Origin of the sequence: Ruegeria atlantica (genome assembly GCF_013033965.1) — a bacterium.
GTDB classification, from domain to species: Bacteria; Pseudomonadota; Alphaproteobacteria; order Rhodobacterales; family Rhodobacteraceae; genus Ruegeria; species Ruegeria atlantica_D.
The window spans coordinates 54,166-66,646 of sequence record NZ_WQFE01000011.1 but is presented as its reverse complement, the minus strand read 5'-3'; the positions used below and the strand labels follow the sequence as shown (position 1 = coordinate 66,646).

The 12,481-nt window shown below is 61.6% G+C and carries 12 protein-coding genes; 1 reads left to right on the top strand and 11 read right to left on the bottom strand.

The features are described from left to right. Window positions 1–96: 96 nt before the first annotated feature. Genes cobF through cbiE form a run of 6 tightly spaced genes read right to left on the bottom strand, consistent with a single transcriptional unit; the run spans window position 97 to window position 5,234 of the window. On the bottom strand, window positions 97–840 hold the full coding sequence (gene cobF, locus GOW16_RS17940; RefSeq protein WP_170417673.1) for a precorrin-6A synthase (deacetylating): 744 nt from the start codon (window positions 838–840) through the stop codon (window positions 97–99). Next, the gene (gene cobA, locus GOW16_RS17935) at window positions 833–1,561 is read right to left on the bottom strand and encodes a uroporphyrinogen-III C-methyltransferase (RefSeq protein WP_170417670.1); all 729 of its coding nucleotides are present in this window, start codon (window positions 1,559–1,561) and stop codon (window positions 833–835) included. Before cobA ends, cobF begins: the two co-directional genes overlap by 8 nt. Continuing rightward, entirely contained in the window at window positions 1,558–2,886 is a 1,329-nt protein-coding gene (locus GOW16_RS17930) for a cobyrinate a,c-diamide synthase (protein ID WP_254429840.1), read from the bottom strand. The genes cobA and GOW16_RS17930 overlap by 4 nt, the downstream gene beginning before the upstream one ends. After that, window positions 2,879–3,673, bottom strand: coding sequence for a precorrin-4 C(11)-methyltransferase (cobM, locus tag GOW16_RS17925; RefSeq protein WP_170417667.1), 795 nt, complete (start codon window positions 3,671–3,673; stop codon window positions 2,879–2,881). The genes GOW16_RS17930 and cobM overlap by 8 nt, the downstream gene beginning before the upstream one ends. After that, window positions 3,670–4,038: a cobalamin biosynthesis protein gene (locus GOW16_RS17920; RefSeq protein ID WP_170418004.1), complete on the bottom strand. Its 369-nt coding sequence runs from the start codon at window positions 4,036–4,038 to the stop codon at window positions 3,670–3,672. Before GOW16_RS17920 ends, cobM begins: the two co-directional genes overlap by 4 nt. Continuing rightward, window positions 4,035–5,234 carry a precorrin-6y C5,15-methyltransferase (decarboxylating) subunit CbiE gene (gene cbiE, locus GOW16_RS17915; RefSeq protein WP_170417664.1) on the bottom strand — a complete coding sequence of 400 codons (1,200 nt, stop codon included), beginning with the start codon at window positions 5,232–5,234 and terminating at the stop codon, window positions 4,035–4,037. The genes GOW16_RS17920 and cbiE overlap by 4 nt, the downstream gene beginning before the upstream one ends. On the opposite strand from cbiE, the gene GOW16_RS17910 reads away from it, so the two are divergent. After that, window positions 5,233–5,982 (top strand): cobalt-precorrin-6A reductase, encoded by a 750-nt coding sequence (locus tag GOW16_RS17910; protein ID WP_170417661.1) that lies wholly within the window; start codon window positions 5,233–5,235, stop codon window positions 5,980–5,982. The two genes, cbiE and GOW16_RS17910, sit on opposite strands and share 2 nt — an antisense overlap. Here the strand turns inward: GOW16_RS17910 and cobJ are convergent. Genes cobJ through cobN form a run of 5 tightly spaced genes read right to left on the bottom strand, consistent with a single transcriptional unit; the run spans window position 5,955 to window position 12,475 of the window. Next, window positions 5,955–6,707: a precorrin-3B C(17)-methyltransferase gene (cobJ, locus tag GOW16_RS17905; protein ID WP_170417658.1), complete on the bottom strand. Its 753-nt coding sequence runs from the start codon at window positions 6,705–6,707 to the stop codon at window positions 5,955–5,957. The two genes, GOW16_RS17910 and cobJ, sit on opposite strands and share 28 nt — an antisense overlap. Next, window positions 6,704–7,432 (bottom strand): precorrin-2 C(20)-methyltransferase, encoded by a 729-nt coding sequence (locus GOW16_RS17900; protein WP_170417655.1) that lies wholly within the window; start codon window positions 7,430–7,432, stop codon window positions 6,704–6,706. Before GOW16_RS17900 ends, cobJ begins: the two co-directional genes overlap by 4 nt. Beyond that, window positions 7,429–8,058, bottom strand: coding sequence for a precorrin-8X methylmutase (locus GOW16_RS17895; protein ID WP_170417652.1), 630 nt, complete (start codon window positions 8,056–8,058; stop codon window positions 7,429–7,431). The genes GOW16_RS17900 and GOW16_RS17895 overlap by 4 nt, the downstream gene beginning before the upstream one ends. Next, the gene (gene cobG / locus GOW16_RS17890) at window positions 8,058–9,185 is read right to left on the bottom strand and encodes a precorrin-3B synthase (protein ID WP_170417649.1); all 1,128 of its coding nucleotides are present in this window, start codon (window positions 9,183–9,185) and stop codon (window positions 8,058–8,060) included. Before cobG ends, GOW16_RS17895 begins: the two co-directional genes overlap by 1 nt. Beyond that, window positions 9,182–12,475: a cobaltochelatase subunit CobN gene (gene cobN, locus GOW16_RS17885; RefSeq protein WP_170417646.1), complete on the bottom strand. Its 3,294-nt coding sequence runs from the start codon at window positions 12,473–12,475 to the stop codon at window positions 9,182–9,184. The genes cobG and cobN overlap by 4 nt, the downstream gene beginning before the upstream one ends. Window positions 12,476–12,481 lie beyond the last annotated feature (6 nt).

Genomic DNA, 12,481 nt, shown 5'->3' with positions numbered 1-12,481 from the left:
TCATGCATTCGGGTGCTGGATTGATGCCAGAAACTCGTGTTTCGCGCAGTCACAATCCCGTGGGTGGTGTCGCGCATCAGTCAAAAAAACCTTGGATCAGGTCGTGCGCTTTTTCAGCAGGTATATATCCATGATCCAGCCATGATCTGCCCGCGCCGTTGCCCGTGTCTCGACGATTTGCGGGGCGACCTGCGCCAATGGACCGTTAATCAGAATTTCTTCTTTCATGCCCACATAAGCGCCCCACCAGATATCATAGCCCGCCATATCAAGGCTTTGGAACGAGCACTCGCCATCCAGCATAACAGCCACTTTTGAGGCGTTTGGCGGCCAACCTTCATCCCGAATGCGCCGACCTGTGGTCACAATATACGGCGCGCCCAGATCGTTGATCGGTATCGCATGCGCCGCCGTCAGCGCCTGTAACGCAGTGATGCCGGGGATCACACGTGTTTCCGGTTGCGGCTTCAGCCGCGAGGCGATGCGCAGCGAACTGTCATATAGGGACGGATCGCCCCATATCAGCAGCGCCACCCGCTCTGCATTGGGATACGCCGAGATCGCCTCTTGCCACCGCAATGCAATTGCATCGTGCCATTCGTCCACGCCGCGCAGATACCCATCATCGGCGCGCCGTTTGGGAATATCGAAATATGCGACTTGTGGCGGCGTATCGCAGACCTGAGCGATTATCTCTTCTCGCAGCCCGGCCAGATCGGCCTTGTTCTCGCCTTTGCGAGGGATCAGGATCAGGTCCGCATCTTGAATGGCTTGCGCGCCCTGAAACGTCAGGTGGTCCGGGTTGCCGGTGCCAATTCCGATCAGGGTCAGGTCAAACATCGTCGGTCTCTGCCAGTGGGCCATACAGGATCAGAGCGGGAGCCGTGCCAATCTCAGCACACAGCTTTTTTGCCAAACCACCAACCGTCGATCTATGCAACACCTGATCCGGGGTCGATACAGATTCGGCCATCAGCGCCGGTGTTTCCAGTGGCAAACCATGTTCGTTCAATGCATTGACCAGCAATGGAAATGTACGTTTGCCCATGAAAACGACGGTGGTGGCATCTGGATCGGCAAGGGCAGGTAGATTGAGATCATCAGGCAACTTGCCGCTGACATCGTGGCCGGTGACGAACTGCACGCGCCGCGCCGTCAGCCGCCGTGTCAGGGGAATCCCAGCCGCCGCCGCAGCGGCAACCGCCGAAGGGATGCCGGGGATGATCTCGTATTCGATCCCGGCCTCACGCAGCGCCACCAGTTCTTCCTCCAGACGCCCAAACAGACCGCCATCGCCGGATTTCAAGCGCACAACGCGGGCACCGGTCTTGGCGTAATCCACCAACAAACGGCTGACATGGTCCTGCTTGGGCGAGGGGCGGCCTGCGCGTTTGCCAACCCCGACAAGGTCCGCATCCTGATGCGCATGGCCAAGGATCGGACCACTGCTGAGGTCGTCAAACAGCACTGCGTCTGCTTTTTGCAGCCGGTCCACGGCCTTTAGGGTCAGCAGTTCCGGATCTCCGGGACCGGAGCCAATGAACGAAACGAAACCGCTCATGCTTGTGCCTCTGCAATCAGATGAAAGAATGTTCCTGTTACATTGCCGCGAACCGATCCGGTTTGTGGGCCCTCAACCCCTTCGGCATCGAACACCCGGGCCAATGGCGCGTCGGGCTGTTCCAAAATCGAAGAATAGTGGAACTCATGGCCCCGCAACGTCGCATCAGTGGAGAATCCCGGCATAGGGGCCAGCAACTGCGCCTTGCGGTACCCAAGATTGAATTTGCGCTTCTCATAAGAGGTCACAAGCCCAAGCAGACCCACCATCTGATGCCGAACCCCTCCCTTGTCGATCAAGGCCTCGCCCAACGCCATGTAGCCACCGCACTCACCGTGAACGGGTTTGGTCTCCGCGTGTTTGCGCAGACCGCTCAGGAATGTGTCGGCAGCAGCCAGTGTGCCAGCATGCAGCTCAGGGTATCCACCGGGCAACCAGATCAGATCGGCATCCGCAGCAGGTGCTTCATCGGCCAGCGGTGAAAACGGCAGGATTTCCGCACCCGCTTCGCGCCAACCTTTCAGCAAATGCGGATAGGTGAACGAAAACGCCGCATCCCGAGCTAGGGCAATCCGCTGAGCCGGGGGCCGCGGCAGCGCGGCTGACGATGGCCCATTGGGGCCTGAGGAGGCCGCAGCCTTGATTGCTTCAAGATCCACATGTTCGCGCAGGAACGCAGCATACCCGGCAATGGCGTTTTCCAGATCGGGATGTTCGACGGCTTGGATCAGACCAAGGTGCCGTTCGGGCAGAGTCAGGTCTCCGCGTCGAGGCAGCACGCCCAAAACCGGCAGCCCTGCACGCTCCATTCCCAACCGGGTCAGGCGTTCGTGACGGGGGCTGGCGCAACGGTTCAGGATCACACCGGCAAAAGGCAGGTCGGGGTTGTACATCCGAAACCCCAAGGCTGTTGCCGCCGCCGACTGGGCCTGACCGCCCACGTCCAGAACCAGAACGACCGGCCAGCCCATACGCTGCGCGGTCTCCGCGCTAGAGCCATGACCCAGCTCTCCGGGCTTGGCGACACCATCGAACAGACCCATCGACCCCTCGGCCACGACGATATCTGCCCCCTTGGCCTGGGCAGAAATCGCGCTCAGCAGCGGATTGGCCATCGCCCAGCTGTCCAGATTGAACGAGGCGCGCCCGGCTGCGGCGCGGTGAAAGGCGGGGTCGATATAGTCCGGGCCACTCTTGAATGGCTGTACGGTCAGGCCATCCTCGGCTAGGGCACGCAACAAGCCCAACATGACGGTGGTTTTGCCCGTCCCGGAAGACGGCGCGGAAATCAGCAGTCCCGGTGGGTTAGTCATCCCGTCATTCATTCTCGGGGCTCCAGCTCGACCACGGGCTGTCCGCGCTTTGCGGGCGGTACCGGCGGTCGTAATCTTTTGAATACAGGCAACTTTCATCAAAGCCTTTGCCCGCGAGGGCCGGACCGACCATGATCAAAGCGGTGCGAGAGATGCTGTCGTCTAGCGCGTCTTTCAGGGTTGCCAATGTGGCGCGAATGATCCGTTCATCCGGCCAGCTGGCGCGATACACCACTGCAACCGGGCACTCAGCACCGTAGGCCGGGGTAAGGTCTGCGATCACCTTATTCAGATTGCCAATCGATAGGTGGATTGCCAAGGTCGCACCAGTGCGGGCAAAGTTCTCAAGCGTTTCGCCCTCGGGCATGGAAGAGGCACGGCCGGGCGTCCGGGTCAAAACGACAGACTGTGCAAGTCCGGGCAGGGTTAGTTCCGTTCCCAGCGAGGCCGCGGCGGCCGCAAAGGACGGCACGCCAGGTGTGACACTGACGGGAATGCCCATTTCTTTCAGCCGCCGGATCTGTTCGCCCATCGCCGACCAGACGGACAGGTCTCCGGAATGCAGCCGAGCGACGTCCTGACCTGCCTTATGCGCGGTCTCGATTTCGACCATGATCTGGTCCAGATCCATCGGTGCGGTGTTGATGATCTTTGCGCCCTCGGGACAGTGGCCAAGGATTTCTTCGGGCACCAGCGAACCTGCGTACAAGCACACCGGACAGGATGCGATGATATCACGGCCCCGCAGGGTCAGAAGGTCGGCAGCGCCGGGTCCGGCACCGATGAAATGAACGGTCATGTTTGTCCTCCGATGGCGACGGCGCAAGTGGCAAGCCGGTCGTCCGAGATGTGTCTGGGTGAGGTCAGCCGCGCACCAGATCCGGCGGCGGCAAGGGCGGATGCTTCGGCCACGCTGCCGGTGCCATATGTGGCACGGCTGCGGTTCGAGCAGGTGAGAGTGCGCTGTCCCGCCAGATCAGTGGCAGCGATGAAATGCAGGGGCAGGGCGGCGGATGCTGCGAATTGGGCCAGTGCGGCGTGGCCTTCTTTGTCAGCGACAGTAGCCAGCGCGTCGATGGTCTGCCCGTTGCTGGCCCGGTCGAAGGCCGCACGCAGGCTGTCCACTGTGGCCGCCGATGAAAATCCCAAACCCGCAACGATCATAGGATGACGCTCCATTGCACGACCGGGTAGGCGGATTTCCAGCCGCGCCGAGGACCCAGCGGAGCGGCTTGCGCCAGCTCGATCCGCAGAAGTTCGCCGCCAATTTTCTCTTGCCATTGTGCGAGAAGGATTTCGCTTTCCAAAGTCACTGCGTTGGCGACCAATCGCGTAGTTGTGGGCAGCATGTCGTACAGCCATTCAAGCAACGTGTAGCTGAGGCCCCCGCCGATGAAGACGACATCCGGCAGGGCCAACCCGTCCAGCGCATCCGGCGCGGTACCATGGACCACATTCAGCCGGTCCTGTCCCAGCGCATCGGCGTTGCGGCGAATACGCTCGGCGCGATCTTCGCGGGGTTCGATCGTGGTCGCGGTCAGGGTCGGGTCGCACATCAGCCACTCGATACTGATCGAGCCGGTGCCGCCGCCGATATCCCACAGATGCTCACCACGTTTAGGGGCCAGAGCGGACAAGGTCAGCGCGCGCACAGGACGTTTGGTGATCTGGCCGTCGTTTTCGAATATTTCATCGGGCTTGCCAGAGGCCTTGGGCAACGCCTGTCCTCCGCCCGCAACTTCAAGCCCCACGCATACCGGGTGGTCGAAACCGCCCAGCAGCGCTTCGGTCAACGACACGCTGCGCGACCGTTCACGGGGACCGCCAAGGGCTTCCATGACATGCAGTTGAGTATCGGGGAAACCCGTTTCATTCAGGTATGTAGCTAGCTCGGCCACGGCAGGCCCATTGCGCAACAGCAAGATGGCGCGCAATCCTGGCGACAGATGCGGGCGCAATCGGGTCAGAGGGGCCGCGTGCAGGCCGAATGTCTGCGTGCTTTCCAACGGCCAGCCCAGACGCGCAGCGGCGAGGGAAAAGGTGGACTGACCGGGCAGGGCAACCCATTCATCAGAACCGAAATTGCGAGCGATGACCGAGCCCGCGCCGAACCAGAAGGGATCACCCGAGGCGAGAACAACTGTTGCCCGACCGCGAAATTCAGTCAGGATCGGCAGTCCGTCGGAAAAAGGCACCGGCCATTCCACACGCTTTGCACCAGTGTCCGGGATCAGAGACAGGTGACGCGGAGGGCCCATGATGATTTCGGCGCGCTCCAGCACTTGACGACTTGCAGGTGACAGGCCATCCAGTCCATCTTCGCCCAAGCCCAAAACGCTTAGCCACGGAGCCTCATGCATGACCAACCTCCTGATCCTTGGTGGCACGACCGAGGCCAATGCGCTGGCCAAAATTCTGGCCGAGCATGGCATCCCGGCGATCTATTCCTATGCCGGTCGGGTGGACAATCCAAGGCCCCAGCCCTTGCCGGTACGTGTCGGTGGGTTCGGCGGTGTCGAAGGTCTGGCGCGGTACCTTAAGGATCACGCGATCACCCATGTGGTTGATGCCACCCATCCCTTCGCAGCACAGATGAGTGCGAATGCCATTGCAGCATGCCGCGAGGCCGAGGTGCCCTTGGCGGCGTTGACGCGCCCGGCATGGCGCGCGCAGGGCAAGGATCGTTGGCAGCATGTGTCTGATATTGACGCGGCGGTTACGGCTTTGACTGGCCCCGCGCGGCGCGTTTTTCTGGCCGTTGGCCGTATGCATCTTGAGGAATTCGCCGCCCAGCCCCAACATCGATACCTGCTGCGGTTGGTGGACGAACCCTATACGCTGACGCTGCCGAATTGCGATGTGATCGTGTCGCGCGGACCGTTCACTGAGGCAGGGGACCGGGCGCTGATACAGCAGTATGATATCGAACTGGTTGTGTCCAAGAACTCTGGCGGAACCGGTGCGCGGGCTAAGCTGGACGCCGCACGTGCGCTGGGTGTGCCGGTGCTGATGATCGACAGACCGACCCTTCCGCAAAGGACCGAACTGTCGAGCGTGACGCAAGTTCTGGGCTGGCTGGCTCATCCCGGTGTGAACCTCGGGGTGTAGACGATCGGAGCGCTGTCGCGTTCTATCACGCGGGTCAGGGAGGATCCGACAATGACCACGGTTTGCATATCGGCCATATCCGGCGTCGCTTCGGCCAGCGTCGAAATTCGGATCGCCTCATCTGCGCGGGATACGGCTCGAGCGAAAAGGATCAAGCGCTCGGGTTCGCATTCCTCGCGCAGAATTTCCAGCGTTTTGACAAAGCCTTCCGGGCGGGATTTTGATCGAGGGTTGTAGAAGGCCATCGCAAAATCGCCCTGCGCCGCCAAGCGAAGGCGTTTTTCGATCAAGGACCACGGTTTCAGATTGTCGCTGAGGTTGATCGCGCAAAAATCATGCCCCAGCGGAGCACCGGCGCGCGCCGAAGCCGCCAGCATCGCGGTAATCCCCGGCAGGACATCGATGGGAATTTCGCGCCATTCGGCCGGCCCGTTCTCCAGAGCTTCGAACGCAGCAGCAGCCATGGCGAACACACCCGGATCGCCAGAAGACACCACGACCACACGTTTCCCTTCCGCGGCCATCTGCAAGGCGTGCTGCGAGCGGTCGATCTCAACACGGTTATCACTGGCGTGCAATGTCAGGCCGGGGCGTTCCGCCACACGCGCGACGTAGGGAATATAGCCAACCACATCCGTAGCCTCAGCCAGGGCGGTCGAAACTTCGGGCGTCACCAAGTCTTCGTTGCCCGGCCCAAGACCCGCAATCTTGACCCAACCGCTCATGGCCGCCGCCCCTGGCCATGCACAATGATGATCGAGAAATAGGGGGTGACTTTCTCACAAACCTCGGACAGTTTCGCCACTGTCTGGTTCGGCATCTGGGCAAATTCGACGATCCAGGCGCGGTCATACAGACCGGCTGTTTTCAACGCGCGTTTCACCTTATTGATGTTGCGCCCGATTTTCATGACAACCAAAGCGTCGGTCTGTGCCATACGCTTCGCCAGATCTTCTTCGGGCAGGGTGCCGACCAAAACCGTAAGCACATCATCACCCCAGGTGATCGGGTCGCCTGTCGCGGTCCACGCACCGGACATGCCGGTGATGGCTGGCACAACTTCGACATCAGCCTGATCGCGTAAGCGGCTGTAAAGATGCATGAAAGATCCGTAGAAGAACGGATCACCCTCACACAAAACCACCACGTCCTCACCCTGATCCGACAGAGTTTTTAGATGCGCGGCGCAGTCCTTGTAGAAGGCCGAGAGCAATTCGTTATATCGCGGATCATCCAGCGGGATTTCCGTGGTGACCGGGTATTCCATCGGAAATTCGATGGCGCCTTTGGGGATCATCCCATTGACGATCTTGCGGGCCTGACCGCTGCGGCCGGGTTTGCGAAAAAACGCCACGTGGCGGGCATTGCGCAGCAGACGGTCCGCCCGGACGCTCATCAGGTCGGGGTCGCCGGGGCCAAGGCCTACGCCGTATATCTTACCGCCGCTCATTCAGCGCGGCTCGCGATTGCGTTGATTGCCGCGACGGTGATGGCGCTGCCGCCCAGACGGCCCTTGACGATGCACGACGGCACAGGCTGTGCCTCCCACAAGGCGTCCTTGGATTCTACCGCACCGACAAAGCCAACCGGGCAGCCAATGATGGCGGCAGGGCGCGGGCAGTCGGGGTCCTCCAGCATGTTCAGCAGGTGAAACAGCGCGGTCGGTGCGTTGCCGATGGCGACCACAGCGCCCTCCAGTTGCGGACGCCACAGTTCCAGCGCAGCAGCGGATCGGGTGTTGCTCATCTCAGCCGCCAGAGGACGCACGCGTTCGTCATGCAGGGTGCATATCACCTCATTATCGGCAGGCAGACGAAAGCGCGTGACACCTTCGCTGACCATACGTGCGTCGCACAGGATCGGTGCGCCATTTTCCAGTGCGGTGCGCGCGGCCGACACGAAGCCGGGCGAGAAATGCACAAATTCTTCCAGCCCCACCATCCCGGCGGCGTGGATCATGCGAACCGCGACCTGTTCTTCATCGGCATCAAAACGCGCCAGATCGGCCTCGGACCGGATCGTGGCAAAGCTTTGCTTGTAGATCGCCGCGCCATCGGTTTCGTATTCATAAGGCATCAGGTGAGGTCCATCGTCATAAGTGTTTCGGGTGTCAGCCCGCGTTGGGACGGCTCATCCCCCGCACAGCCGTTTTTGACAAGATCAAATCGTCCATCCTTGCCGACCAGAGTGACATTTTCCGGACCCATACGGGCGCAGCCTTTGGCGCAACCGGATACGTGCAGGCTGCCTGTAACCTGCGCGGCCAACGTACGCGCTACCTTGCGGGTTTCCACCTGTGCTTGCGGGCAGAAGGGTGCGCCGGGGCAGGCGTCGGTTGTCATCAGCGGGTCGGTGCCATCCGTGACAAAGTCCGGTGCGTGTACCGCCGCCCCGCCTTCCAGCAGGATCAGCCGCCACGGGGTGACCCGCAAGGCAGATGCGCCGCTGTCTGCCATAAGGTCAGAGAGTTGTCGCGCGGGCAATTGTCCAAACGCCGCGCCATATAGCGCGCCAAGATCGGAAGAACCGGGTTGCAGCCGTGAGCCGATGTCACCGGGCGCGCGGCCTTGCCATTTTGCTGGCAAGTCCTGCGATGCGACGACCCGTGCCATACGGCGTGTTTCCGGTGTGAACCGCTCGGAAAACCACTCTGCCAGAGCGATAAGCCGGTCGATCGCGTTGGTTTCTGTAACCGCGCAGCCAGTCTTGGCCCCGTCGGCGCGCAGGATGAGGCCTTCGGGATCCGCTTCAATCCGGATATCGGCTGAATCCGCCGACAGCAGTCGATTGGGACCAGTGTCGATGGCAAAGCCGAATTTGGCAGGCAGGGTTGGCAGTTCCTTCAACCGATCGATCAGCTCCTGGGTCAACCGTGTGGTTCGATCACTCAATTGGTAAAGAGGTGTCACAAGGATGTTGCGGCGCACTTCAATACTGGGCTCGGAATCCAAGAGGTTCAGTGCGGCCAATTCGGCCAGCAATTCCAGGTGATCTTTTTCTTTGACCCCACGCAGCTGTAGATTGGCCCGATTGGTAAGGTCGATCGTGCCATTGCCAAATCGCTCGGCCAACTTGCATAGGCCAAGCACCTGCTCGGTGTTGAGCCGGGCCAGACGCGGGCGTACGCGAACGACAAGACCGTCGCCGGACATCATCGGCCGATGCGCGCCCGGGCACCAGCCCTGAACGACCGGGGCGCTCATCCCAGCCCCTCCAGATCGGCGCGGATTGAGTTTCGGCGCGTGTTCCAAAGGCCCGCGTCCAGCAAGGCGCGGAACCGGTCCTGCATGGCCTGATACGCGCGCGGGTTGGCCTCTTGCAAAAACGCGTCGACCTCGGCGTCGCCCAAAGTGGCGTCGTGATAGAGGTCGAACAGATGCGGCGCGACCGTGCCTGACAGATGGGCGAAAGAGGCCATGTGATCCAGCGTCGCCGCGATTTCCGCAGCGCCCCGGAAGCCATGCCTCTGCATGCCTGCGATCCAGCCGGGATTGGCAGCGCGGGCGTGTACGACGCGGCTGATTTCTTCAGGGAGCGTTCGAGCACGCGGGTTTTCCGGGCTTGTGTTGTCCAGATGATAAAGCTGCGCGGTGCCGCCGGTGATCTTCTTGGCGGCGGCAAATCCGGCCTCATGGGTGGCATAGTCGTTGGCCAACAAAAGATCGGTTTCAGTCAAGTCCTGCAGATGGACGAAGCTGTCCGCATTGGCGACGCGCTGAGCAATGCCGTCGACGTCCTGAGCGATGTGTTCGCCTTCTAAAGCGAATGAGCTGGCCTCAAGCCACGCTTCACCGGCCTGGATGCGGGCCTCATCCGTATAGATTTCGGACAGTTGCGTCATGTTCACGCCATAGCTGCCCGGGGCCGGGCCAAAGACACGCGATGTCGGGGTCTGCCCCGCATAGGGGTTCCAGTCGGGTGCCTCGTCACGGTCGCACAAGGCGCGAACGGCTTGACCATAAAGCGCCGAGAGCGTCGGGAATACGTCCCGGAACAGGCCCGACACGCGCAGAGTCACGTCCAGGCGGGGGCGGCTGAGGTCGGTGATCGGCAGCACCTCAATTCCCGAGACCCGCTCGGATCCTTTGTCCCAGACGGGTTTGACGCCCAGCAGGTGCAACGCCATGGCGAATTCCTCACCCGCCGTGCGCATCGTAGCTGAACCCCAGAGATCAACGATCAGGCCCTTCGGGTAGTCGCCTTCTTCCTGCAGGTGTCGCCGCACCAATTCCTCGGCCAGTTTCACGCCTTGGGTATATGCCGCACGGGTCGGCACTGAGCGCGGATCGGTAGTATACAGATTGCGTCCGGTAGGCAGCACGTCAGACCGCCCGCGATAGGGGGACCCGGAGGGACCGGCATCGATCCGTTTACCCGCCAACGCGTCGATCAGGGCTTTACGTTCGGCGTGGGCCGAGGGGGCAGTGTCGAAGTTGGCAGCCACTTCGGGTACGCGTCCAAAGATATGCAGCCCGTCGCCAAACTGGCTTTCTTTAATGTCACAGACAAAACGGTCGATGCGGGTGATCGCCTCGGCAGTACAGGTGGCCTGATCGAGACCAAGATCGCTCTCCAACCCGATGGCCTGCGCTTCGTCGCGGATATCTTCTTGCAGGCGGTCGCGGCGCTTGGGGTCCAAGCCGTCAGCGTTCGAGAACTCATCCAGCAGCGATTCAAGCCGCACCATCCGGTCCGGCGTGCCGCTTTCTTTCATCGGCGGCGGGATATGGCCCAACGTGACCGCCCCGATCCGGCGTTTGGCCTGCGCGGCCTCGCCGGGGTCGTTGACGATGAACGGGTAGATGACGGGCAGGTCGCCGATCAGAACCTCGGGCCAGCATTCGTTGGACAGCGCGACCGACTTGCCGGGCAGCCATTCCAAAGTGCCGTGCGCACCGATGTGGATCAGAGCGTCTGCCTCAAGGCCTTTTCGCAGCCACAGATAGAAGGCGACATAACTGTGGCGCGGGGTGCGCGACAGGTCATGGTAATCGTCATCGCGCAATTCAGGCGTGCCGCGTTCAGGCTGCAGCGCTACCAGCGCTTTGCCCCGGTGCAGAGCCGTGAACTGAAACGCGCCATCGGCGAACACCGGGTCATCCTCGGGGCTGCCCCAGACGGTTTTCAGATCTGAACGCAATTGCTCTGGCAAATCGGCAATTGCGGTGAGGTAATCGTGTAGCGGCCACGATATGCGGGCGTCCAGCAGAGTTTCGGCAATCGGCTCTGCGGGTGCAGTGTCATAGCCTTCACCCTGCAAATCGGACAACATCGCCTCGGTCGAGGCCAGTGCATCAAGGCCCACCGCATGGGCCATCTGCCAGTCCTTGCCGGGATAGGTGGACAGCACCAGTGCGGGCACCTGATCTGCTTTCGGACGGTCGTTCAGGTTCATCCAACCAGTTACACGGTCGATGATGGCCTCGATCCGTTCCGGTTCGGCCCGGTGGGCAAAACGGGAATACTCCAGATGCGGGTCACGCTTGCCCGGTTCCTTGAAAGAGGCGATGCCCGCAGAAATTCGCCCGTCCACTTCCGGTAGGACAACATGCATCGCCAGATCGGCGGGCGAAAGACCGCGTTCCGCCTCAGCCCAGGCTTTGCGGCGCGACGTGGCCAGCGCGATCTGGAACACCGGAACATTGGCTGCGTCCAACGGCGAGGTGCCCGAAGCCCCTTTGCCGGAAAAGGATGTGGCGTTGATGATGGCCGACGGGGCCAGCGCGACCATCTGCTCGCGCAGCCAATCGGCAGCAGCCGGGGCTTTAAGCGACGGTGCAAACAGGCCCGCCGCCTCATATCCACGAGATCGCAGGCTACGGATCAGGGTCGCGATTGGGGCGGTGTCGGCTGAGGTCAGATAGGCGCGGTAGAACGTCACAAGAATGCGCTTGGCGTCGCCCGTGAACGCCTTTTCCACCGGGATGACTCCGCGATCCGGACACCAAACGCCACAATCCGGCAGGGTCTTTGCGCCCATCACCGGCCCGGCGTAAAGCCCCGCAGCCAAGGCCATCTGCGCTAGTGCGGCCTGCGCCGCGACTTCTCCACCGGTGTCGCAGAGATGCGCGAGCCGCCGCAGCGTCGAGACGGGCAGGGTGGAGTAGTCGTCCAGCCGCGTATCCTCACGCCCATCCGCTGGTAAAACAGCAACTGCGATACCTTTGGATTGTGCCAACGCCAGAACCTGCTGCAACCCGTAGGGCCAGTAGGGCACACCACCGATCAAACGGATCAGAATGCCCTTGGCTCCCTCAAGCGTCTGCTCGACGTAAGTGTCGACGGACAACGGGTGTTTCAACGCTGTCAGATTGGCCAGTCGCATCGTCGGCATCCGCCCCTCGGCGCCGCCACCGCGATGCCATCCTGCCGCGAAAGCGCCAAGGTCACTGTCCGAGAAGGACAACACCACCAGATCCGCCGGGCTCTGGCCCAGATCCGTCGGGGTTTCGGTTTCTTCTAACCCGTGGCTTTCGCGAAAGACGACGTGCATGTGCGG